This window comes from Nonomuraea sp. NPDC049649 (assembly GCF_040675175.1).
Classification (GTDB): Bacteria; Actinomycetota; Actinomycetes; order Streptosporangiales; family Streptosporangiaceae; genus Nonomuraea.
Genome location: NZ_JBFAOH010000066.1, coordinates 1 through 21,452, shown reverse-complemented (window position 1 = coordinate 21,452; position 21,452 = coordinate 1). Strand labels below are relative to the sequence as shown.

Here is a 21,452-nt window from a genome sequence, read left to right as displayed (position 1 = left end):
GCGGCGACCGGACTAGACCGTCACCCCGGCTCCCGCCGAGTCCCTTCACCAAGCACCGTAGTGGTGCCTGCGAGAAAGAGGGTGCCCTAGTGACCAGGACCCGCAAATACCATCTGGCGCTCATCGGCGTCGCCGCGGCGATCCTGCTGGTGTCACTGGTCAGGGTGATCTCCGGGGCCGACGTGATCACCGCCTCCGGCACGTTCTCCTCCGCGCTGCTGCTGGCCGTGCCGATCGGGCTGGCCGGGCTCGGCGGCCTGTGGGCGGAGCGGGCCGGGGTGGTCAACATCGGCCTCGAAGGCATGATGGTGCTCGGCACCTGGTTCGCCGGCTGGGCCGGCTACCAGTGGGGCTGGACGGCCGCGCTGGTCGCCGGGCTCGCGGCGGGCGCGATCGGCGGTCTCATCCACGCCATCGCCACCGTGACCTTCGGCGTCGACCACATCATCAGCGGCGTGGCCATCAACCTGCTGGGCCCCGGCGTCACCCGGTTCCTGTCCGAAGTGCTCTTCAAGGAGGGCAGCAAGGCCAACGAGGCGGGCGCGGGCATCACCACCTCACCCGCGTTGTCGTCCAAGGTGCCGGAGCTGAGTCTGCCGCTGCTGTCCGACGGGCCCGACTGGCTGCGGAGCGTCGAGAGCACCGAGTGGTTCCTCGTCGCGGACCTGGCGGGCATCCTGCGCGGGCTGACGCACAACGTGAACCTGATGGTCATCGTGGCGGTGCTGCTGCTGCCGCTGACGTTCTTCGTGCTCTGGCACACCTCGTTCGGACTGCGGCTGCGCGCGGCGGGCGAGAACCCGTGGGCGGCCGAGTCGCTGGGCATGAACGTCTACCTGATGAAGTACCTCGCCGTGACCATCTCCGGCGCGTTCGCCGGCCTCGGCGGCGTGTTCCTGGTCTTCGAAGCGACCAAATACGTCGAGGGGCAGACGAACGGGAAGGGCTTCATCGGTCTGGCCGCGATGATCTTCGGCAACTGGCGGCCCGGCGGGCTGGCCACGGGCGCCGCGCTGTTCGGCTACGCCGACGCGCTGCAGCTGCGCAGCCAGGACGGACGCGCGATCACCACCGTGCTGCTGTTCGCGGCCCTGCTGCTGCTGATCTACTTCGGGATGAGGCTGCGGAGCATGCTGCGGCCCGGCCGCCCGGCCGAGCTGGCCGACCGCGGCCCGAAGGAGTACGCCAAGATGGGGGCGGCCGTCGTCGGCGCCGGCGTCCTCCTCTGGCTGTGGCTGACCGTCGACCGGCTGCCGAACGAACTCGTGAACATCACGCCGCACGTCCTCACCCTGCTGGTGCTCCTGGTCGCCTCGCAGCGGCTCCGGATGCCCAAGGCCGACGGCGTACGCTACCGACGGGGGGAACAGCATTGACCATCGACTGGGACGCGCTGCGGGCCAAGGCCGCCGAGGCCATGCACCACGCCTACGCGCCGTACTCGAAATTTCCGGTCGGCGCGGCGGCGCTCGTGGACGACGGGCGCGTCGTGACCGGCTGCAACGTGGAGAACGCCTCCTACGGGCTGGGGCTGTGCGCCGAGTGCGGGCTGGTGTCCGCGCTGCAGGCCTCGGGCGGCGGCCGGCTGGTGGCCTTCACGTGTGTGGACGGCCACGGTGAGCTGCTCATGCCGTGCGGGCGCTGCCGTCAGCTGCTGTGGGAGTTCGGCGGCGCCGAGCTGCTGGTCGAGACCGTCGACGGGCCCAAGCGGATGGCCGAGATCCTGCCGTACGCGTTCGGCCCCGACGACCTGTCGAGGGTGTCGTAAATGGACGTCATCGAGATCATCGTCGCCAAGCGCGACGGCGGTGAGCTGACCGACGCCCAGATCGACTGGGTGATCGACGCCTTCACGCGCGGCGCGGTCGCCGACGAGCAGATGTCCGCGCTGGCCATGGCGATCCTGCTGAACGGCATGAACCGGCGCGAGATCGCCCGCTGGACGGACGCGATGATCCGCACCGGCGAGCGGATGGACTGGTCGATGCTCGACCGGCCGACCGCCGACAAGCACTCCACCGGCGGCGTCGGCGACAAGATCACGCTGCCGCTGGCGCCGCTGGTCGCGGCCTGCGGCGCCTACGTGCCGCAGCTCTCCGGCCGCGGCCTCGGCCACACCGGCGGCACGCTCGACAAACTGGAGTCCATCCCCGGCTGGCGGGCCTCGCTCTCCAACGACGAGATGCTCGCCGTGCTGCGCGAGGCGGGCGCGGTCGTCTGCGCCGCCGGGTCCGGGCTCGCGCCCGCCGACAAGAAGCTGTACGCGCTGCGCGACGTCACCGGCACCGTCGAGTCCATCCCGCTCATCGCCTCGTCGATCATGTCCAAGAAGATCGCCGAAGGCACCGGGTCGCTGGTCCTCGACGTCAAGGTGGGCTCGGGCGCGTTCATGAAGACCCCGGAGCGGGCCCGCGAGCTGGCCGAGACGATGGTGGCGCTCGGCACCGACGCGGGCGTCCGCACGGTCGCCCTGATCACCGCGATGGACCGGCCGCTCGGCCTCGCCGTGGGCAACGCCCTGGAGGTCGCCGAGTCGGTCGAGGTCCTCGCGGGCGGCGGGCCGTCCGACGTGGTGGAGCTGACCGTACGGCTCGCGCGGGAGATGCTGGAGGCCGCCGGGGTGTCCGGCAAGGACCCGGCCGACGCGCTCCGCGACGGGTCGGCCATGGACGCCTGGCGGCGCATGATCAAGGCGCAGGGCGGCGACCCCGACGCCCCGCTGCCCCGCGCGGAAGAGACCATGACCGTCGAGGCGCCCTCGTCGGGCGTGCTGGCCCGGCTGGACGCCTACGCGGTCGGCCTGGCGGCCTGGCGGCTCGGCGCGGGCCGGGCCCGCAAGGAGGACCCGGTCTCGGCGGGCGCGGGCGTCACCCTGCACGCCAAGCCGGGCGATCAGGTCCGCGCCGGGCAGCCGCTGATGACGCTCCACGCCGACGAGCCCGGGAAGTTCGAGCGGGCGCTGGCGGCGCTGGAACGCGGCTACGAGGTGAGTGAGACGCCCGGCGACACGCTTCCCCTGATCCTGGGCCGGATCACCGCCTAGAAGCCGATGAACGCGTACTGGGCCAGGTGGTCCGACTTCGTGCTGCCCACCGTGTAGTCGACGGGCGACGGCCGCACCGCCCCCCGGGCGAACAGGTAGTCGATCTTCCTGGAGCCCATCGTGGGCTTGCCGCCGTGAATGAGCGACATCGACGTAGCGTAAGCGACGATTTTCGGTCGCGCCCGATCCGGGGGAAACGCCGAACATATCGCGGCCGGCCACTCCGCCGCGCCGCCTGATGCCGATCAAGCAGCCGGGGCGTCGGACACGCGCCGGCCGGGCATCCAGAGCACATGACCCCGTTCGTACGGGCCGCCGCCGCGTTCCTCGCGTGCGGCGCGGCCCTGATCTCCTGCGGTACGGCGCCCCCCGCCGAACCCTCCACCGGAACCGCCACGACACCCGGCCCCGCCATCGAACCGAGCACCGCCACGCCCGCCCCGCGCCCGACCGGCACCGCCCCCGTCCGGGCCGAACGGGACGACGTGGGCACCGCCCTGGTCACCGGGGTGCGGTTCGGGCGGCACGCCGCGTTCGACCGGGTGGTCGTCGACTTCGACGGCGGCGTGCCCGGCCACACCGTGCAGTGGGTGAGCCGGCTGCACCAGGAAGGGTCCGGGCATCCGGTCGACCTGAAAGGCGGGCACGCCCTGCACATCCGGCTCCAGCCCGCCTCCGCCCACACCGACGACGGCACCCCCACCTGGATCGGCACCCCCGTGACCGGATCCGGCGGCCTCACCGGCATCGTCAAGGTCGGCGACTTCGAAGGCATCGTCGGCATCGCCCTGCTGTCCGACGACGTCAGAGGCTTCGAGGTCCAGGAGCTGTCCGCCCCGCCCCGGCTGGTGGTCGACGTGGCACACTGACCGTGTGGTGAGAAAGATCGAAGCTCCTTCACGTATTCCGGTGCCGGGCGGCAAGCTCATCGACGAGCACATCGGCCGCGTCAACAGCGGCGACGAGGCCATCTCCATCGCCCGCATGGTCGCCCCGCCCGGCTGGGAGGAGCCCGCCCAGACCCCCGAATTCACCGAATACACGCTCGTCCTGCGCGGCACCGTCGTCGTCGAGCACGCCGGCGGCACCACCGAGGTGACCGCCGGCCAGACCCTCGTCACCACCCCCGGCGAGAAGGTCCGCTACCGGGTGGGCGACGAAGGCGCCGAGTACGTCGCCGTGTGCCTGCCCGCCTTCAGCCCTGATGCCGCCAATCGGGACGAGTGACTCGTATCATGGGCGGATGAGCCCCACGATTGACGAGATCCGGCGCGCGCCCAAGGTGTTGCTGCACGACCATCTCGACGGTGGTCTCCGCGCCGAGACCATCGTGGACCTGGCCCGCGACACCGGCTACGACCGGCTGCCCGCCACCGACCCCGGCAACCTGCGCCAGTGGTTCGAGGAAGCGGCCGACTCCGGCTCGCTGGAACGCTACCTCGAAACCTTCCAGCACACCGTCGGCGTCATGCAGACCCGCGAGTCCCTGGCCCGCGTCGCCGCCGAATGCGCCCAGGACCTGGCCGACGACGGCATCGTCTACGCCGAAGTGCGCTTCGCGCCCGAACAGCACACCACCCGCGGGCTCAGCCTCGACGAGGTCGTGCAGGCCGTCCTGGAAGGCTTCCGGCAGGGATCCGAAGGCCGCGACATCCGCGTCGGCACGCTGCTCACCGCCATGCGCCACCAGGCCCGCTCCATGGAGATCGCCGAACTGGCCGTCCGCTACCGCGACGTCGGCGTCGTCGGCTTCGACATCGCCGGCGCCGAAGCCGGCTACCCGCCCACCCGCCACCTCGACGCCTTCGAATACCTGCAGCGGGAGAACGCCCACTTCACCATCCACGCCGGCGAGGCCTTCGGCCTGCCGTCCATCTGGCAGGCCATCCAGTGGTGCGGCGCCGACCGCCTCGGCCACGGCGTACGGATCATCGACGACATCTCCGTCGCCGAGGACGGCACCGCCAAACTCGGCCGGCTCGCCGCGTACGTGCGCGACAAGCGCATCCCGCTGGAGATGTGCCCCACCTCCAACCTCCAGACCGGAGCCGCCGCCTCCATCGCCGACCACCCCATCGGGCTGCTGCGCCGCCTCTACTTCCGCGTCACGGTCAACACCGACAACCGGCTGATGAGCTCCACCACCCTCTCCCGGGAGTTCGCCAAGCTCATCGAGGCGTTCGACTACGGCTGGGACGACCTGCAGTGGTTCACCGTCAACGCGATGAAGTCGGCCTTCCTGCCCTTCGACGAACGCCTCGCCCTGATCAACGGCGTCATCAAGCCCGGATTCGCCCAGCTGAAGTGGCAGCCGTGAAACAGGTCTACCGTTCCACCACCGGCTACGTCTTCGGCTGGATCTGGGTCGTGTTCGTCGCCGTCAACGTCGTCGACCTGACCCTCCGCTACAGCGGCAAACCCTCCATGGTGGCGCTCGCCGTGCTCGGCGCGCTCACCGCCGTCATCTACCTCGTCGCCCTCAGGCCGGCCACCGTCTTCACCGAACCCGGCCTGGTGGGGCGCACCCCACTGCGGTCCACGTTCGTGCCCTGGACCGCGATCGAGGACGTGACCGTCTCCCACTCCATCAACGTCACCCACTCCGGCGACCAGCTCCTGCGCTTGTGGACCCCGATGACGTCGGCCAGGGAACGCGCCAAGGCCCAGCGCCGCGGCGCCGCCCCCGCCCGGCGCGGCCGCTACCAGACCGAGCCCGTCGTGACCAAGGGGGAGCAGGCGGCGGCCGAGGCGATGGCGGGCAAGACGCACGCCGACTGGGTGGGGGAGCAGATCACCGACCGCGCCGAACAGGCGAAGATCCGCAAGGAGGAAACGGGGACACCCCGGACGGTCTGGGCCTACGACTCCCTCGCCGCCCTCGCCGTGGCGCTGATCCTGATCGTCACCGCCGTCCTGGTGCCCTGAGTCGTTACGCCGTGTCGTAGTGCCTTGAATTCTTGTCCGAGGCGCTGTGCCCTGAGTCCTTGTCCAGGGCTGGTGCAACGGCATGGTCCTCGCGGCAGACACGCTCCGCGCGATCCCAGCTCGGGCTGTGCTCTGCAGGGGCTTCGCCCCCGCACCCCCGGGCGAGGGGGCTGCCGCCCCCTCGCGCTCCCCGGCCCCTGCCCGTCATGCCGGGGTGAGCACTGACTTGACCGGTCTGGGCATCAGATGCAGGTTGCAGTGGTTGGCGCCGCATGCCTGAATGGGGTTTCCGAACCGGAGGAGACCGGATGTCCCGCCCGAATGCTGCGGACACGCAGGCGAATCGCGTCATGAGAGTGTTCGCGCAGGTCGCAGCGGGCGCCGGTGTTCTCACTTTCTGGCTGAACTTCGTAGTGGCTGCTCTGCTCGCCTTGATCGGGCTGACCCTTGCGCTCATCGAGGCGGGCAGGAACACCGGTCACATTAGGAGCTACTTCCGGGCGGTGGCCACGGTCTGTGTCATCGTTCTCGTGGCCGTGGCGATTCGCTGGTATCTGTCGACGCCTGTGGAGTATGTCGTCGATCCGACTCCCCAGCCAGGGGACCCCGTTCTTGAGCCTGGAGACTAGCCGCAGTCCTCACGACAGGATGCCAAGGTGGATGTATGACAACGTTCGCCCAACTTCGCAAGGCCGCGCTTTCCCACCCTGAGGTGGTCGAAGGCAGTGCTGATGGTGTGCGGGTGTTCGCCGTCGCGGGCGAGGAGTTCGCCTGGCTGGACTCGGACGCGCATGTGCGCCTCAGGCTGCCTGCTGCCGAGGCCGAGGACATGGTCTCCCAGCATGCGACGGCTGAGAGGGCCGGGGACTTCGTGCGCCTGCCTATCGATGACATCAACGGTCAGGCCCTCAACTACTGGGTGCGGCGTGCTTGGCTGGGGTGCGCGCCGCCGGAGCTGGCGGCCCGCGCAACCGCGGCCGAGAAAGCTGGCGCGGGCGAGGTCGGCGACCTGCCGAAGGCGATCGGGCGACCGGCCACCCGCGCGCTGGCCAACGCCGGCATCACCACACTCGACCAGGTGGCCGGTCTTTCGGACGCGGAACTCCTGGCGCTGCACGGGGTCGGACCGAGGGCTGTGAGGATCCTCCGGGAGACGCTGGCCGCTCGCTGACGGTGGACTCCCAGGCGCGGCATGCGGAGCTTCTTTGGTCCAGGCGCCGCTGTGTAGTGTCAACATGCTGGCTGGACGCCGGCGATCAGCACGATGACCTTCCAAGCGCGGTCCAAGACGAACAGCTGGCCGATCCGGCGGTAGTTGCATCGAGCTCACAACCGTCGAGTTTCAGGCGCTGTAGCGTCAGTTCTCCTAGCAGTGGAGGGGACTCGTCATGCTGCTGAGGTTCGCCGCCACGAACCACGCTTCGATCGCTGATCGTCAGGAGTTGAGCATGATCGCAGTGGATGATCATGAAGGTCTGGCGGTGGGCGACGTTCCTGGCATGCCCGAGGTGTTGGTTCTGCCGGTCGTTGCGATCTTCGGGCCGAATGCCTCCGGGAAGTCGAACATCCTCGATGCGTTGGCTTACATGTGCTGCGCCGTGGAGTACTCGCACCAAAGGTGGCTGCCGGACAAGCCGATCCCCAGAAGGCCCTACCTGCTGACCGACGGTCAGACGCAACCGAGTGTGTATGAAATCGATTTTGTCGTCGGTGGTGTCCGCCACAACTACGGTTTTTCCCTCGACGACGAGACAGTGGTGGAGGAGTGGCTCTACTCCTACCCTGAGCGACGCAGGCGACTGCTGTTCGAGAGGATGCGCGATGAGCCGATCAGATTCGGCCCCACCCTCCCTGGCCAGAAGCGGCTGGTGGAACGCTCGGTCAGGCCGAACAGTCTCTTCCTCTCTGCGGCTTTCGCGAACAACCTCCAAGCCACTGCGTCGATCTATCGCTGGTTCAGCCGTCGCTGCCGGATAGCCAACGCAGTCAACGAGGAAAGCCGTCTCGCAGCCACCTTCAAAGTCATGGAGAAGGAGTCGAGGCAAGACGTATTCGACTTGCTCCTATACGCCGATCTGGGCGTGACAGGAATGGAGATCAAGAAGCGCGGCGTAGGCCAGGAGGAGCGGGACCGGCCGCACCGTATCCTGAACACGCCGGAGATAAATAATCGTGACGTCGACCTCGACACGGCGCTGTCCTGCGAGGTCGAGGTGCATCACAAAGTCGGGTCCGACATCGGCACTCTGCCTTTCAAATCCGAGTCCACAGGAGCCAAGACGTGGCTCTCCTTGGCGGGGCCCGTGCTGACCACCCTCAAAACCGGCAGCGTACTCGTGGTCGACGAACTGGACGCAAGGCTGCACCCCAGCCTCACAGCCGAACTCGTCCGGATGTTCCAGGATCCGTCGATCAACAAGAACGGCGCCCAGCTTGTCTTCAACTCGCATGACGTCTCACTGCTGGGCAGGAACGTACGGTACAGGCTGCGGCGCGACCAGGTCTGGTTCACGGAGAAGGATGAGTTCGGCGCGACCAAGCTCTTCCCGCTCACCGAATACAGCGACGGTCTGGACAACGTCGAGAGAGCGTATCTACGCGGCCGGTATGGCGCGGTGCCGTTCTTTGACGACCTGATCCTTGAGCACGTCTCGTAGCCGGGACCCGAACAGATGCCTCACCCGTCCAGGCCGTTTCAACAATAAGTAGGGAAGGAGGGTGAGGCTGCTCTCATCGCTACCGGGGATAAGCAGTCTTGGGCTTAGTTGATTGTGCGCTGGTCAAGGCCGGGGAGCGCGAGGGGTGGGCCCCTCGCCTGGGGGTGCGGGGGCGAAGCCCCCGCAGAGAACAGCCTGAGCTGAAGGCGCGGAGCGCCCCCCGCGGCGAAGACCATGCTTGTAGGCCTTGCCTGGCGAGGTAGGCGGGCAAGAGGCTTTGACTCTGACATCGTGTGAGGGTCTACACCTGGAGATGTCATGTTCAGTATCGGAGACTTCGCCAGGCTCGGACTCGTGTCCGTTCGGATGTTGCGGCACTACGACGCGATCGGGCTGTTGCGGCCCGCTCATGTGGATCCCGCCACCGGCTACCGGTCCTACCAGGCCGCCCAGCTCGCGCGGCTGAACCGGATCGTCGCCATCAAGGACCTCGGGTTCACGCTGGAACAGGTCAAGGCCATCCTCGACGACAAGGTCAGCACGGAGGAGCTGCACGGCATGGTCCGGCTCCGGCGTGCCCAATTGGAGGCGCAGATCAGCGCCGACCTGGCCCGGCTGCGGGGTGTCGAGGCACGGCTGCGGTCGATCGAGACGGAGGGCCGCCTCGGTGCGTCCGAGGTCGTGGTCAAGGAGGTGGCGCCGGTCAGGGTGGCCGAGCTCACCGCCACCGCCGCCGGCTACGAGCCGGAGGACATCGGCCCGGTCATCGAGCCCTTGTACGGGCAGCTCTGCGAACGCGTGGCCGAGGCCGGGCTGACCTGCACCGGGCCGAGCATCGCCTACTACGAGCCGGAGCCCGACGGCACGGTCGTGGTCCACGCCGCCCTGCCGGTCGCCGCCGAAACCGGCGACCATGACGGCTTCCGCGTCGTCGATCTGCCCGCGATCGGGAAGGCGGCCACGGTCATCCACCAGGGCCCGATGGCCGACGTCGGCTCGACCCTCCAGGCTCTCGCCCACTGGATCGAGGAGACCGGCCACCGCGCGCTCAGCCTGGGCCGCGAGGTCTACCTGCACTGCCCCGAGGACGAGGCGGAGTGGGTCACCGAGCTGCAGATCGAGATCACGCATTGAGGAGCGCCATGCCGCAGGTCATCGAGTTGCCGGAACGTCACTACGTGGGAATCCGCAGGACCATCACCATGACCACCTTCGGCCTCGTCGCCGACCGTCTCGGCGAGATCTTCGCCTGGCTGGGTGAGCGGGGCACGCCTCCGGCGGGCTCCCCGTTCTTCCGCTTCCACGTCATCGACATGCAAGGGGATCTCCAGGTCGAGGCGGGCGTCCCGGTGGCGGCGCCGATGGAGGGCGAGGGAGACATCGTGCCCGGCGTCATCCCGGCCGGCCGCTACGCCGTCGCCACCCACGTCGGCCACCCCGACCAGCTCATCGGCGCCATCCACGCCCTGCGGGGCTGGGCGGCGGAGCAGGGGCTGGCCTTCGACATGACGGACGAACCGGACGGCGAGCACTGGGGCTGCCGCCTGGAGATCTACCACACCAACCCGGAGGAGCAGCCGGACATGCGCAAGTGGGAGACGGAACTGCAGTTCCGCCTGGCTTAGTCTCACGCATGAGACCAACACAGACTTTGGTCTCATGAAGTGAATCAGTGAGCCTTCGCCGGACTTTGGTCTCACGGATGAGACCAAAGTCCGGCCTAACGCCACGCTTCGATGAGCTCCTCGGGCGTGACATGCCGGACCCCGTCCACCGTGCACCCGGCGCGGGACACCACGTAGAGGGGCGTGTCGGCGTCGGCGCCGGGCATCTTCGAACGGTGCACGATGAGCTCGGTCAGGTCGTGATGGTCGAAAGGCCGGTTCTCCAGCCATTTGATCGAGCCCAGCAGAGTGATCCGCTTCGCCACCGGCTCCCGGTCCGCGCCGACGAGATCGATCTCGGGGTCGTTCGTACGGGTCCAGTAGCCGCCCACCGCACCCGTCTCCCCGGGCAGGTCCTCCATGCGACGCAGCGACTCCCGGATGACCGGCTCCACCGCGCCGCCGCGCCAGGTGGTCCAGGACCGCTTGATCCGCTTCAGGGCCAGGTCGCCGCGGCCCCGGTCGATTTCGGTGAGTCCGGGCTCGACGAAGGACAGCCAGAACCGGAGGTGGGTGTCCGCGATGTGGTAGCGGGTGTCTCTGGCGGCCTTGGTGGACAGGGGCAGCTCAGCCGTCACCACACGCTTGTCCAGCAGGATTTGGATGCCGCGTTTGGCGGAGGTGGTCGGCATTCCGCCCGTGGCGCGCAGGATCGACGAGAACGTGCGCTGCCCGGACCCGATGGCCTTGACCAGCAGTGTGGCCTGGGCCTCGGGCGGGAATTCGGCTGCCACGGCGCGCACGCCGCTCACGATGAGCGCCGACATGGGGTCGGGGATGGCGTCGCCGAGGTAGTTCCAGAGGGAGGCGCCCGTGGGCCACTCGTCGAGGATCATCGGCAGTCCGCCGGTCACCAGGTAGGCGTCGATGGCCTCGTCCGCCGGCAACTGCAGTCGCTCGGCCACGTCCGCCGGAGTCAACGGGTGGATCACCATGTCCGACGCCCTCATGTAGAAGGGGCGGTCGTACTGATTGATCGCCTCCATGACGGACAGGTCGGAGCCGATCAGCATCAGCAGCATCGGCCGCCTGGAGAACTCCCGGTCGAACAGCCGCTGCAGTCTGCCCTCCAGATGCGGGTCCTGGGCGATCATGTAGGGCAGTTCGTCGATGACGACGATGCTCGGCGAGTCCTGGGGCACGGCCTGTGCGAGTAGTCTCAGCGCACTGTCCCAGGACGTGGGGGTCACCTCGCCGAACAGCGCCGCTCCCGGCAGGTCGGACGCGGCGGCCGAGGCGCTGAAGCTCGCGAGTTGTTCGCTGATCGGTTCCGCGGCGGCGGTGTAGAACAGTGACGGCACGCCGGACCGACGGATGAACTCCTCCGCCAGCCGCGACTTTCCGACCCGGCGGCGGCCCCGCATGAGAATGGCCCGTCCTGGCCGATCGCCGGTGCCCACCTTGGTGAAGAAGCGTCCTAGAGCCGCCAGCTCGCGGCCTCGCCCGATGAACACGCCGACCTCCCGAAGGGACCAAATTTGGGCCCACCAAAAGTGGATGGCCCAAAGTTGGTCCCATCGTAATTGGTCCTTAGAGACCCAGCGCGGAGGTCAGGTCGGTTTTCAGCGCTTCCAGATTCTCGGCGGCGCGGGTGCGGGCCGGGGCCACGTCGTCCGTGACCGTGACGACCACCTCCAGGTAGCACTTGAGCTTGGGTTCGGTGCCCGAGGGCCGGACCACGACGCGGGCGTCGCCCGACAGCAGGAAGCGGAGGCCGTCCGTCGGCGGCAGGCCGCCGTCGCCGCGGCTCAGGTCGTCGATCCGGGTGACCTCGTACGGGCCGAGCCGCGACGGCGGGGTGGCCCGGAGGCGGGTCATGGCGCCGGCGATGAGGGACAGGTCGTCCACCCGGAAGGAGAGCTGGGTGGTGGCGTGCAGGCCGTAGCGGCGGGCCTGGTCGTCGAGGAGGTCCAGCAGGGTGCGGCCGGAGCGCTTGGCGTCGGCGGCGATGGCGGCGACGGTGAGGGCGGCGCTGATGCCGTCCTTGTCGTGGACCGGCAGGCCGCCGGAGCCGCCGACGCTGTAGCCGATGGCTTCCTCGTACCCGAAGACCAGGCCGGGACCGGCCTTGATGATCCATTTGAAGCCGGTCAGGGTCTCGCCGTAGCCGACGCCGTGGGCGCGGGCGATCTTGCCGAGGAGAGTGGAGGAGACGATGGTGGTGGCGACCATGCGCTCACCCGAGGTGTGGGCGATGACGTGTTCGGCCAGCAGCCCGCCCACCTCGTCGCCCGTCAGCATGCGGCAGCCGCCGCCGGGCAGCGGGACGCCGACCGCGCACCGGTCGGCGTCGGGGTCGTTGGCCAGCACCAGGTCGGCGCCCGTCTTGGCGGCCAGGGCGAACGCCAGGTCCATCGCGCCCGGTTCCTCCGGGTTGGGGAAGGCGACGGTCGGGAAGTCGGGGTCGGGGTCGCGCTGCTCCTCCACCGGCAGCGGCGGTTCGAAGCCGGCCGCCTCGAAGGCGCGCGCGAGGGTGGCCGCGCCGACGCCGTGCAGCGGCGTGTAGGCGACCCGCAGGTCGCGGGCGTCGCCCAGCGGCAGCGCGGTGATCGCCTCGATGTAGGCGTCGACGATCGACTCGTCCAGGACGGTGCCGGGGCCGCCTAGCGGCAGCTCGCCGACCGGGCCCACCGCGTCGATCGCGGCCGAGATCTCGGCGTCGATGGGCGGCACGATCTGGGAGCCGTCGCCCCAGTAGACCTTGTAGCCGTTGTCGCGGGGCGGGTTGTGGCTGGCCGTGACCGTCACGCCCGCGTCGGCGCCCAGGTGGCGGACGGCGAAGGCGAGCACCGGGGTCGGCAGCGGGCGCGGCAGCACCGAGGCGCGCAGCCCGGCGCCCTCCAGCACCGCCGCCGTGTCGCGGGCGAACACGTCGGACTTGTGGCGGGCGTCGTAACCGATCACCACGTGCTTGCCGGGGCCGAGCACCCGGGCCAGCCCGGCGGCGGCCCGCATCACGGTGACCCGGTTCATCCGGTTGGGCCCGGCGCCCAGCTCGCCGCGGAGCCCGGCCGTGCCGAACTCCAGCTTGGCCCCGAACCGGTCGCGCAGCCCCTCGGTGTCGCCCCGGTCGAGCAGCCCGGCCAGCTCGGCGCGGGTGTCGGGGTCGGGGTCCTGGGCCAGCCACGCGCGGGCCCGCTCCTCCAGGTTCACAGCCGGTCGACCACCTTCGCGAGCAGCACCCCCATGCGGGCGGCGGTGGCGCGGCCGACCTGGAGCACCTCCTCGTGGTCGAGCGGGTCGCCGACGAGCCCGGCGCCCGGGTTGGTGACCAGCGAGACGCCGAGCACCTCCAGCCCGGCCTCGCGGGCGGCGATGGCCTCCAGGACGGTGGACATGCCGATCAGGTCGCCGCCGAGCGTGCGCAGCATCCGGATCTCGGCCGGCGTCTCGTAGGTGGGGCCGCGGAAGGCGACGTAGACGCCCTCGGCGAGGCTCGGGTCGATCTCGCGTACGAGGTCGCGCAGGCGCTTGGAGTAGACCTCGGTCAGGTCGAGGAACGTGGTGCCGGTGATCGGGTTGGCGCCGGTCAGGTTGATGTGGTCGCTGATCAGCACCGGCTCGCCGACCCGCTGCGTCTCGGGCCGCAGCCCGCCCGCCGCGTTGGTCAGCACGAGCGTGCGCACCCCGGCCGCCGCCGCCGTGCGCACGCCGTGGACCACCGAGTCGACGCCGCGTCCCTCGTACAGATGGCTGCGCCCGAGGAAGATCAGCGCGTGGCGGCCGGTGTCGGTGCGGACGGCGCGGATGCGGCCGCCGTGGCCCGCGACGGCGGGCGCGGCGAACCCGGGCAGGTCGGTGAACGGGACCTCCGCCACCACCTGGCCGATCGCGTCGGCGGCCGGAACCCAGCCGGACCCCATCACGAGGGCCACGTCGAAGGAGTCGAGACCGGCGGCGGCCTTCAGCGCGGCGGCCGCCTCACCGGCGAGAGCATAGGGGTCGTTGGACATCTCAGTAGTTTAGGAGCAGGCGGTCGAGCACCCGGACCCCGAACTGCAGGGCGTCGATCGGCACCCGCTCGTCCACGCCGTGGAACATCGCGGCGAAGTCCAGCCCCGGCGGCAGCCGCAGCGGCACGAACCCGAACCCGCGGATGTTCAGGTCCGCGAAGAACGTCTTGTTGTCGGTGCCGCCCGACATGCAGTACGGGATCGCCCGCGCGGCCGGGTCCTCGGCCTTGAGAGCATCGATCATCGACTCGACCAGGGCGCCGTCGAACGTGGTCTCCAGCGCGATGTCGTGGTGGATGAACTCGCGGCGCACCTTCGGCCCGATGAGCGCGTCGATCGTCTTGAAGAAGTCGTCCTCGAAGCCCGGCAGGAAACGGCCGTCGACGACGGCGGAGGCCTGGCCGGGGATGACGTTCGACTTGTAGCCGGCCTCCAGCTGGGTCGGGTTGGCCGTGTGGCGGAGCGTCGCGCCGACGAACCGCACCAGCGGGCCGAGTCTGTCCAGCAGCGGCCCCGGGTCCTGCTCGTCGAACGGCAGCCCGTACGCGTCGGCGATCTCCTCCAGGAAGCGCCGGACGGTCGGGGTGTAGGTGAGCGGCCAGTCGTGGGCGCCGATCCTGGCCACCGCCTTGGCGACCTCGGTGACGGCGTTGTCGTCGTTCAGCATGGAGCCGTGGCCGGCGGTGCCGTCGGCGACCAGCTTCATCCAGGCCAGGCCCTTCTGGGCCGTCTCGATGAGGTAGAGGCGGAGCGACGGGTCGATCTCCAGCGAGTAGCCGCCGACCTCGCTGATCGACTCCGTCACGCCCTCGAACAGGCCGGGGTGGTGCTTGGTGAGGTACTTGGCGCCGTAGACGCCGCCCGCCTCCTCGTCGGCCAGCCAGGCGAACACCAGGTCACGGCGCGGCCTGCGGCCCTCGCGGACCATCTGGCGGAGCACCGCCAGCATCATCGCGTCCATGTCCTTCATGTCGACCGCGCCGCGGCCCCAGATGTAGCCGTCGACCACCTCGCCCGAGAACGGGTCGACCTGCCAGTCGGCGGCGTTGGCCGGGACCACGTCCAGATGGCCGTGGACCAGCAGCGCGGGCAGCGACGGGTCGGTGCCCTCCACGCGGGTGATCACGTTGCCCCGGCCCGGCGCGCTCTCCAGGTAGGTGGCCTCGATGCCGACCTCGGCCAGCCGGGCCATGACGACCTCGGCGGCGGCCCGCTCGCCCGGCCCGCTGCCGTCACCGTAGTTGCTGCTGTCGACCCGGATGAGCTCCACGCACAGGTCGGCGACTTCGTTCTCGGCTGGCGTCATGTTCTTGTCTCCACGGTGAGCAGGCCGGACTTCAGGAGGTGGCCCCGCTTGTAGGCCTTGGTGATGAGTGTGACATCGATGTCGGTGACCTCGTCGAGCAGGCCGACGACGCCCGACAGGAAGCGGTAGAGGGCGGCCTCGTGGGCCACCGCCACCTGGACGATCAGGCAGTGGGTGCCTGTTGTGGCGGCACAGTAGCGCACGTTCGGGTGGGCGGCCAGCGTCTGGCCGACCCGGTCCAGGCCGTTCGGGCGGACCTTGAGCCAGAGCTGGGCCTCCACCGCCAGGCCGAGCAGCGCCGGTTCGGCCTCGGCGCGGAGCAGCAGCAGGCGGCGCTCCAGCAGGGAGTGGACCCGGCGGCGCGCCGTCGGCAGCGACAGCCCGGTCCGCTCCGCGACGGCCGCGATCGGGATCCGGCCGTCGGCCGCCAGCAGCTTGGCGATCTCCTCCTCCAGCGGGGAGAGCCCGTCGACGTCGGGCAGGGGAGCGGACGGCGGCGGCGGGCGCAGCGCGGCGACCGCCTCGTCGGTGAGCAGCGGCGCGTGCCACTCCGCCACGGTCCGGAACGTGTGCAGGACGACCCGGGTCTGCGTCTGCACCACCCCGTCGATGGCGGAGATCTGCGCCGACAGCAGGTCGTGCAGCTCCTCCCGAGCGGGGGAGACCAGCTCGCAGCCGACGTCCGTGACGCCGGTCAGCGCGTAGACCGAGCGGATGTCGGACCGCTCCGACAGCGCCCGCGCCACCCGCGCCGCCGTGCCGGGACGCACCTGAACGTGCAGGTGGGCGGGGCGGCCGACACCGGTGCGCAGGTCGTCGTAGATCGCGGTGACCCGGACGACGCCGTCGGCCATGAGCCGCTGCAGCCGGCGCGCCACCGTGCGTTCGTGCTCGCCGACGGCGCGGCCGATCTCACCCCACGACGCGCGGGGGTTCACCTGGAGCGCGGCGACGAGGCGGCGGTCAAGAGCGTCCAAAGAGCGCCGCCTCCTTTTCTGATTCCGACATTCGCGGCGGCATATTGACTGATTCCGTCATCCGCTTGCAGAGTAAGCCATACGCACTGATCAGTAAAGGAGCCCCCCGTGGCTGTTGCCCCGTCCCCGATCGGCATCCCCAGAAGCCGGGTGCGCCAGCTCCTCGCGGCCAGCGTCGGGAACGTCGTCGAGTGGTACGACTGGTACGCCTACAGCTTCCTGACCGTCTACTTCTCGGCGCAGATCTTCCCCGAGACGGACAACCCGTTCGTGCCCGTGCTGAGCGCCTTCGGCATCTTCGCCGTGGGCTTCTTCATGCGCCCGCTGGGCGGGTTACTCGTCGGCGCCTTCGCCGACCGGTACGGCCGCAAGACCGCGATGACGTTCACGATCCTGCTGATGGGCGCCGGGTCGCTGATGATCGCGCTGACGCCCACGTACGAGGTCGCGGGCGTGCTCGGGCCGGTCGTCCTGACGCTCGCCCGGCTCGTCCAAGGGCTGTCGGTGGGCGGCGAGTTCGCCGCCGCGACCACGTTCCTGGTGGAGTCCGCGCCGCCCGGGCGGCGCGGACTGTTCTCCAGCTTCCAGTACGTGAGCACCACCATCGGCCAGCTGCTCGCCTCCGGACTGGCGGCGCTGCTGGCCACCATCCTCATCGAACCGGACATGAACTCCTGGGGCTGGCGCATCCCGTTCGTCATCGGCGCGCTGATCAGCCTCGTCGGCCTCTGGATCCGGCGCGGCGCCGAGGAGACCAGCACCCTCGCCGAGGACATCCGGCAGGGCAAGGCCGAACGGCCCGGCATGTTCGACTTCCTGCGGCACTACCCCGGCAAGTCCGCGCTCATCGTCGGCATCACCATCGCCGGCACCGTCGCGTACTACACCTGGACCACGTTCCTGCCCACGTACGCGCAGCAGAACGTCGACTTCGACAAGGCCGACTCGCTCACCGTCAGCACCATCGCCCTGGTGTTCTTCATGATCCTGCAGCCGCTGCTGGGCATGCTGTCGGACAAGGTGGGGCGCAAGCCGATGCTGCTGGCCTTCGGGCTCGGGTTCACGATCCTGCCGGTGCCGCTGCTGGGCATGCTGACCGACGCGTTCGCCAGCCTGCTGGTCATCCAGTGCGTCGGCATGGTCTTCCTCGGCTGCTTCACCTCGATCTCCGCCGCGGTGAACGCCGAGCTGTTCCCGACCCGGGTGCGCGCCGCCGGGGCCGGGTTCCCGTACTCGCTGACCGTCGCCCTGTTCGGCGGGACCGCGCCCTTCATCGGCACCGCGATGGCGAACGCCGACGCGACCTACCTGTTCCCCTGGTACATGTCGGCGCTGGCGCTGATCTCCACCCTCGTGTACGCGTTCGCGCTGAAGGAGACCAAGCACCTGCCGCTCAGCTGAAGCGGTCAGTCGCCGAGCGACTTGCAGGGGCGTCCCCGCAGCTCCTTGACGTAGTCGTCGGGGGCGCCCGCCCGCTCGGCGGCGTCGGCCAGGATGCCGAGATAACGCGCCGAAGGCAGTCCGCCCTCGTAGCCGTCGAGCACGTAGAACCAGGCCAGGACCTCGCCCTCCAGCGTCTGCACCCGCAGACGGACCTTGTGGTAGAGGCCCGTGGACGCGCCCTCCCACTGGTCGAGCGACTGCTCGTCGAACTCCGGGACGTCGTAGAGGGCGACGAAGACGTGCTCGGCGGGATCCTCGACGATGGTCGCGAGCGCGCCCTCCCAGCCCAGCGACTCCCCGCCGAAAGTCAGGCGCCAGCCCGGCAGCCAGCCCACGCCCCGCAGCGGGGAGTGAGGGGCCCGCACGGCCATCTGCTCCGGGTCAAGGTTGCTGCCGTAGGCGGCGTAAACAGGCACAGCGCACAAGCGTAGCGCGACCGTGGCCGCCCCGTTCGCCAGCAGGTCAGAGGATGCGGGACAATGGGGACGTGACGAGGATCGTGATCATCGGTGGTGGACCAGGCGGCTACGAGGCGGCGCTGGTGGCGGCGCAGCTAGGGGCGAAGGTCACGATGATCGAGCGCGACGGGCCCGGCGGGGCATGCGTGCTCACCGACTGCGTGCCCTCCAAGACGCTGATCACCACCTCCGTGCGCAAGCAGGCGCTGCTCGACGCGCCGTCCCTCGGCGTCTCCTTCGACGGCGGGCACGACGGCCAGGTAGGCGCGCCCCGCGTCGACCTGCCCCTCGTCAACAAGCGGGTCAAGGAGCTCGCCCAGGCCCAGTCCGGCGACATCGCAGCCCGGGTCCAGGCCGAAGGCGTCGAAATCATCAAGGGCCTCGGCCGGCTGGTCGACCCGCAAGTGGTCAAGGTGGGCGACCGCACCATCCGGGCCGACGTGGTGCTGGTGGCCACCGGCGCCACCCCGCGCATCCTCCCCGGCGCCGAACCCGACGGCGAACGCATCCTCACCTGGCGGCAGCTCTACGACCTCGACCAGCTCCCCGAACACCTCATCGTCATCGGCTCCGGCGTCACCGGCGCCGAGTTCGCCGGCGCCTACCGCTCACTCGGCTCCCACGTCACCCTCGTCTCCAGCCGCGACCGCATGATGCCCAACGAAGACGCCGACGGCGCCGAAGTCCTCGAAGAGGTCTACCGCCGCCGCGGCATGAACGTCATGGGCCGCAGCCGTGCCTCCTCCGTCAAACGCACCGCCGACGGCGTGGTGGTCACCCTCGAAGACGGCCGCACCGCCGAAGGCTCCCACGCCCTGATGACCGTCGGCATGATCCCCAACACCCGCGGCATCGGCCTGGAGGAAGCCGGGGTCCAGCTCGACGACCACGGATTCATCAAGGTCGACAAGGTCTCGCGTACGTCCGCGCCCGGCGTCTACGCGGCCGGCGACTGCACCGGCGTGCTCATGCTCGCCTCCGTCGCCGCCATGCAGGGCCGCATCGCCGTCTGGCACGCGCTCGGCGAAGCCGTCCAGCCGCTCCGGCTGGCCACCGTCGCCTCCAACATCTTCACCGACCCCGAGATCGCCGCCGTCGGCGTGACCCAGCGGGCCATCGAAGCCGGCGAGATCGACGCCAAGGTGGTCAAACTGCCGCTCGCCACCAACGCGCGGGCCAAGATGCAGGGGTTCAACGACGGGTTCGTCAAACTGTTCTGTCGGCCCAACACGCAGATCGTGCTCGGCGGGGTGGTGGTGGCGCCGCGGGCGTCCGAGCTGATCCTGGCGGTGTCGGTGGCGGTGCAGCAGCGGCTCACCGTCGACCAGCTCGCCCACACGTTCGCGGTCTACCCGTCGCTGTCGGGATCCATCACCGAGGCCGCCCGGCGCCTCATGCAGCCCGAGGCGTCCCTGGGCTTCTGACCCGGTTCCACCTTGAGCGGGGCGTGCCCCGGGTGCTGCTAAAACCGCGGCCCTCGCCCAAGACGCGCTTCGCGCGGGCAGCAGCTCGGACTGTGTCTAAACGGGGGGGCCGAGCCCCCTGGCAAGGGGCCTTCCGGCCCCCTGCACCCCCGGGGGTGAGGCGTCTGGATGGTCGATTGCGAAGATGGGAATCCTGGTTACCGCTTCCTGGTCTCAGGTCACGACGACGTCCCAGCATTGACCGGTTCGCCCACCCGTTCTAGATCTGCTTGTCGCCTCCGCGTGTCACTATGAATCTGCCCGGGTTTTACTCCCCCGCACTCAACGGTGAGGTTCACGGCATGGCCAAGGTGACGTTCTATTTCGACCCCACTTGCCCCTTCGCGTGGATCACTTCGCGCTGGATGCTGGAGGTCGAGAAGGTCCGCGACATCGACCTGCGCTTCCGGGTGATGAGCCTGTCGGTGCTCAACGAGGGCCGTGAGCTCGACGCCTGGTACCGCGAGTTCTGCGACAGGGCCTGGGGTCCGGTACGGGTCTGCATCGCCGCCGCGCAGCGCGAAGGGGAGGGGATCCTGCGCGACCTCTACACCGCGCTCGGCACCCGGATCCACAACCAGGACAACGACAACTATCCCGAGGTCGTCGCCGCGGCCCTGGCCGAGCTGGGGCTGCCCGCCGCGCTGGCCGACGCCGCCGACTCCAAGGACTACGACGACGCGCTGCGCAAGAGCCACCACGAGGGCATGGAACCGGTCGGGTACGAGGTCGGCACGCCCACGATCCACTTCCAGGACGGCGACAATGACCCGGTCGCCTACTTCGGCCCGGTGCTGACCGCGATCCCCCGGGGCGAGAAGGCCGGTCGCATGTGGGACGCGGTCAACGAACTCGCCTCGTTCGACCGGTTCTTCGAGTTGAAGCGCTCCCGTACCGGCGGATTCGACTTCACCTGACATCCGGCGGCCCTTAAGAGCATCGTCCTCGCCAAGCCGCGCTTCGCGCGATCCGGCTCGGGCTCTGTTCAGCGGGGGGGCCGAGCCCCCCGCACCCCCTGGCAAGGGGCCTCCCGGCCCCCTGCACCCCCGGGGGATGAGGCACTTGCCGCTCCCGAAGTGGTCACCACCGCGAACTTCTCGAAGTGGTCACCACCGAGACGTTCCCGAAGTGGTCACCACCGCGAATTTCCGAACTGGTGACCACCGAGACGCTCCCGAACCGGTGACAGCTGCGACATTCCTAACGGGTGACCGCAGCGAAGAGTGCTCAGCGGTCAGAAGTCGAATTCACCCTTCTTGGCGCCATCGATAAAGGCCGCCCAGACCGATCCGCTGACCACGAACGGAGGCCGGTCAGGAGCCTCGGTGTCCCGGATGCCGACGCGGCCCTGGCTCAGCGGCGCTACCTCGATGCAGTCGCCTCCATTGCCGCCGGATTTCGTCGCCTTTCGCCATGCGGCAGTGCGGAGTTCTACGCTCAGGTCCATCTCTTGACCCGCCCTCTCCTATGATACGGCAGCCGTAGATCGTGATCTTCACGGTGTTGCCGCTGGTCGTGTGGCGTGACGCGAAGAGCCGCCGCGATCATGTCGAGTTGTGACAC

General features: G+C 69.6%; 23 protein-coding genes. 15 read left to right on the top strand and 8 right to left on the bottom strand.

The genetic code is table 11. The features are described 5' to 3' along the window. The first annotated feature begins 89 nt into the window (after nt 1-89). The 3 genes from AB0J42_RS36375 to AB0J42_RS36365 are packed head-to-tail and all read left to right on the top strand — an operon-like array spanning nt 90 to nt 3,043. A complete protein-coding gene (locus tag AB0J42_RS36375) occupies nt 90-1,376 on the top strand; it encodes an ABC transporter permease (RefSeq protein ID WP_364302845.1) in 1,287 nt (428 codons plus the stop codon). Then, nucleotides 1,373-1,768, top strand: coding sequence for a cytidine deaminase (locus tag AB0J42_RS36370; RefSeq protein WP_364302843.1), 396 nt, complete (start codon nt 1,373-1,375; stop codon nt 1,766-1,768). Before AB0J42_RS36375 ends, AB0J42_RS36370 begins: the two co-directional genes overlap by 4 nt. Then, entirely contained in the window at nt 1,769-3,043 is a 1,275-nt protein-coding gene (locus AB0J42_RS36365; protein WP_364302841.1) for a thymidine phosphorylase, read from the top strand. Here the strand turns inward: AB0J42_RS36365 and AB0J42_RS36360 are convergent. After that, nucleotides 3,040-3,192: a hypothetical protein gene (locus AB0J42_RS36360; protein WP_364302839.1), complete on the bottom strand. Its 153-nt coding sequence runs from the start codon at nt 3,190-3,192 to the stop codon at nt 3,040-3,042. The genes AB0J42_RS36365 and AB0J42_RS36360 overlap by 4 nt on opposite strands. Nucleotides 3,193-3,336: 144 nt before the next feature. Between AB0J42_RS36360 and AB0J42_RS36355 the strand changes: the two genes are divergently transcribed. The 9 genes from AB0J42_RS36355 to AB0J42_RS36315 all read left to right on the top strand — a co-directional run bounded on the left by AB0J42_RS36355 (nt 3,337) and on the right by AB0J42_RS36315 (nt 10,250). After that, complete coding sequence (locus AB0J42_RS36355) at nt 3,337-3,912, top strand: hypothetical protein (RefSeq protein WP_364302837.1); 576 nt, start codon at nt 3,337-3,339, stop codon at nt 3,910-3,912. Nucleotides 3,913-3,916: 4 nt separating this feature from the next. Then, a complete protein-coding gene (locus AB0J42_RS36350) occupies nt 3,917-4,270 on the top strand; it encodes a cupin domain-containing protein (RefSeq protein ID WP_364302835.1) in 354 nt (117 codons plus the stop codon). 16 nt (nt 4,271-4,286) lie between these two features. Further along, nucleotides 4,287-5,360, top strand: a complete 1,074-nt coding sequence (locus AB0J42_RS36345; protein ID WP_364302833.1) for an adenosine deaminase — start codon at nt 4,287-4,289, stop codon at nt 5,358-5,360. Continuing rightward, nucleotides 5,357-5,968 carry a hypothetical protein gene (locus AB0J42_RS36340; RefSeq protein ID WP_364302831.1) on the top strand — a complete coding sequence of 204 codons (612 nt, stop codon included), beginning with the start codon at nt 5,357-5,359 and terminating at the stop codon, nt 5,966-5,968. The genes AB0J42_RS36345 and AB0J42_RS36340 overlap by 4 nt, the downstream gene beginning before the upstream one ends. A gap of 350 nt (nt 5,969-6,318) precedes the next feature. After that, nucleotides 6,319-6,597: a hypothetical protein gene (locus AB0J42_RS36335; protein ID WP_364302829.1), complete on the top strand. Its 279-nt coding sequence runs from the start codon at nt 6,319-6,321 to the stop codon at nt 6,595-6,597. A 35-nt stretch (nt 6,598-6,632) separates the two neighbouring features. Next, entirely contained in the window at nt 6,633-7,139 is a 507-nt protein-coding gene (locus AB0J42_RS36330; RefSeq protein WP_364302827.1) for a hypothetical protein, read from the top strand. Between the two features lie 217 nt (nt 7,140-7,356). Continuing rightward, nucleotides 7,357-8,625 carry an ATP-binding protein gene (locus AB0J42_RS36325; RefSeq protein WP_364302825.1) on the top strand — a complete coding sequence of 423 codons (1,269 nt, stop codon included), beginning with the start codon at nt 7,357-7,359 and terminating at the stop codon, nt 8,623-8,625. A gap of 318 nt (nt 8,626-8,943) precedes the next feature. Further along, complete coding sequence (locus AB0J42_RS36320; RefSeq protein WP_364302823.1) at nt 8,944-9,759, top strand: MerR family transcriptional regulator; 816 nt, start codon at nt 8,944-8,946, stop codon at nt 9,757-9,759. An 8-nt stretch (nt 9,760-9,767) separates the two neighbouring features. Continuing rightward, nucleotides 9,768-10,250, top strand: coding sequence for a GyrI-like domain-containing protein (locus AB0J42_RS36315; RefSeq protein WP_364302821.1), 483 nt, complete (start codon nt 9,768-9,770; stop codon nt 10,248-10,250). Nucleotides 10,251-10,345: 95 nt separating this feature from the next. Here AB0J42_RS36315 and AB0J42_RS36310 read toward each other — a convergent pair whose 3' ends face one another. The 5 genes from AB0J42_RS36310 to AB0J42_RS36290 all read right to left on the bottom strand — a co-directional run bounded on the left by AB0J42_RS36310 (nt 10,346) and on the right by AB0J42_RS36290 (nt 16,525). Next, nucleotides 10,346-11,743: a DUF234 domain-containing protein gene (locus AB0J42_RS36310; RefSeq protein WP_364302819.1), complete on the bottom strand. Its 1,398-nt coding sequence runs from the start codon at nt 11,741-11,743 to the stop codon at nt 10,346-10,348. 76 nt (nt 11,744-11,819) lie between these two features. Beyond that, the gene (locus AB0J42_RS36305) at nt 11,820-13,442 is read right to left on the bottom strand and encodes a phospho-sugar mutase (protein ID WP_364302817.1); all 1,623 of its coding nucleotides are present in this window, start codon (nt 13,440-13,442) and stop codon (nt 11,820-11,822) included. Next, complete coding sequence (locus tag AB0J42_RS36300; RefSeq protein ID WP_364302815.1) at nt 13,439-14,242, bottom strand: purine-nucleoside phosphorylase; 804 nt, start codon at nt 14,240-14,242, stop codon at nt 13,439-13,441. The genes AB0J42_RS36305 and AB0J42_RS36300 overlap by 4 nt, the downstream gene beginning before the upstream one ends. Before the next feature lies 1 nt (nt 14,243). Beyond that, nucleotides 14,244-15,548, bottom strand: coding sequence for a M20/M25/M40 family metallo-hydrolase (locus AB0J42_RS36295; protein ID WP_364302813.1), 1,305 nt, complete (start codon nt 15,546-15,548; stop codon nt 14,244-14,246). Then, nucleotides 15,545-16,525 (bottom strand): Lrp/AsnC family transcriptional regulator, encoded by a 981-nt coding sequence (locus AB0J42_RS36290; protein WP_364302811.1) that lies wholly within the window; start codon nt 16,523-16,525, stop codon nt 15,545-15,547. The genes AB0J42_RS36295 and AB0J42_RS36290 overlap by 4 nt, the downstream gene beginning before the upstream one ends. Before the next feature lie 108 nt (nt 16,526-16,633). On the opposite strand from AB0J42_RS36290, the gene AB0J42_RS36285 reads away from it, so the two are divergent. Further along, on the top strand, nt 16,634-17,926 hold the full coding sequence (locus AB0J42_RS36285) for an MFS transporter (protein ID WP_364302809.1): 1,293 nt from the start codon (nt 16,634-16,636) through the stop codon (nt 17,924-17,926). A 5-nt stretch (nt 17,927-17,931) separates the two neighbouring features. On the opposite strand, the gene AB0J42_RS36280 is transcribed toward AB0J42_RS36285, so the two are convergent. Beyond that, on the bottom strand, nt 17,932-18,384 hold the full coding sequence (locus AB0J42_RS36280) for a gamma-glutamylcyclotransferase (protein WP_364302807.1): 453 nt from the start codon (nt 18,382-18,384) through the stop codon (nt 17,932-17,934). A 71-nt stretch (nt 18,385-18,455) separates the two neighbouring features. Here AB0J42_RS36280 and AB0J42_RS36275 point away from each other — a divergent pair, with 71 nt between their 5' ends. Continuing rightward, nucleotides 18,456-19,850 (top strand): NAD(P)H-quinone dehydrogenase, encoded by a 1,395-nt coding sequence (locus AB0J42_RS36275; protein WP_364302805.1) that lies wholly within the window; start codon nt 18,456-18,458, stop codon nt 19,848-19,850. A gap of 341 nt (nt 19,851-20,191) precedes the next feature. Next, entirely contained in the window at nt 20,192-20,806 is a 615-nt protein-coding gene (locus AB0J42_RS36270; RefSeq protein ID WP_364302803.1) for a DsbA family protein, read from the top strand. A 317-nt stretch (nt 20,807-21,123) separates the two neighbouring features. On the opposite strand, the gene AB0J42_RS36265 is transcribed toward AB0J42_RS36270, so the two are convergent. Then, entirely contained in the window at nt 21,124-21,336 is a 213-nt protein-coding gene (locus tag AB0J42_RS36265; RefSeq protein ID WP_364302801.1) for a DUF397 domain-containing protein, read from the bottom strand. Between the last annotated feature and the right edge of the window lie 116 nt (nt 21,337-21,452).

Bases quoted from the DNA above. Each gene is read 5' to 3' on its own strand.
- AB0J42_RS36365 (WP_364302841.1), top strand. From the start codon at position 1,769: ATGGACGTCATCGAGATCATCGTCGCCAAGCGCGACGGCGGTGAGCTG.
- AB0J42_RS36360 (WP_364302839.1), bottom strand. From the start codon at position 3,192: ATGTCGCTCATTCACGGCGGCAAGCCCACGATGGGCTCCAGGAAGATC.
- AB0J42_RS36355 (WP_364302837.1), top strand. From the start codon at position 3,337: ATGACCCCGTTCGTACGGGCCGCCGCCGCGTTCCTCGCGTGCGGCGCG.
- AB0J42_RS36345 (WP_364302833.1), top strand. From the start codon at position 4,287: ATGAGCCCCACGATTGACGAGATCCGGCGCGCGCCCAAGGTGTTGCTG.
- AB0J42_RS36335 (WP_364302829.1), top strand. From the start codon at position 6,319: ATGAGAGTGTTCGCGCAGGTCGCAGCGGGCGCCGGTGTTCTCACTTTC.
- AB0J42_RS36330 (WP_364302827.1), top strand. From the start codon at position 6,633: ATGACAACGTTCGCCCAACTTCGCAAGGCCGCGCTTTCCCACCCTGAG.
- AB0J42_RS36325 (WP_364302825.1), top strand. From the start codon at position 7,357: ATGCTGCTGAGGTTCGCCGCCACGAACCACGCTTCGATCGCTGATCGT.
- AB0J42_RS36320 (WP_364302823.1), top strand. From the start codon at position 8,944: ATGTTCAGTATCGGAGACTTCGCCAGGCTCGGACTCGTGTCCGTTCGG.
- AB0J42_RS36315 (WP_364302821.1), top strand. From the start codon at position 9,768: ATGCCGCAGGTCATCGAGTTGCCGGAACGTCACTACGTGGGAATCCGC.
- AB0J42_RS36300 (WP_364302815.1), bottom strand. From the start codon at position 14,242: ATGTCCAACGACCCCTATGCTCTCGCCGGTGAGGCGGCCGCCGCGCTG.
- AB0J42_RS36295 (WP_364302813.1), bottom strand. From the start codon at position 15,548: ATGACGCCAGCCGAGAACGAAGTCGCCGACCTGTGCGTGGAGCTCATC.
- AB0J42_RS36270 (WP_364302803.1), top strand. From the start codon at position 20,192: ATGGCCAAGGTGACGTTCTATTTCGACCCCACTTGCCCCTTCGCGTGG.
- AB0J42_RS36265 (WP_364302801.1), bottom strand. From the start codon at position 21,336: ATGGACCTGAGCGTAGAACTCCGCACTGCCGCATGGCGAAAGGCGACG.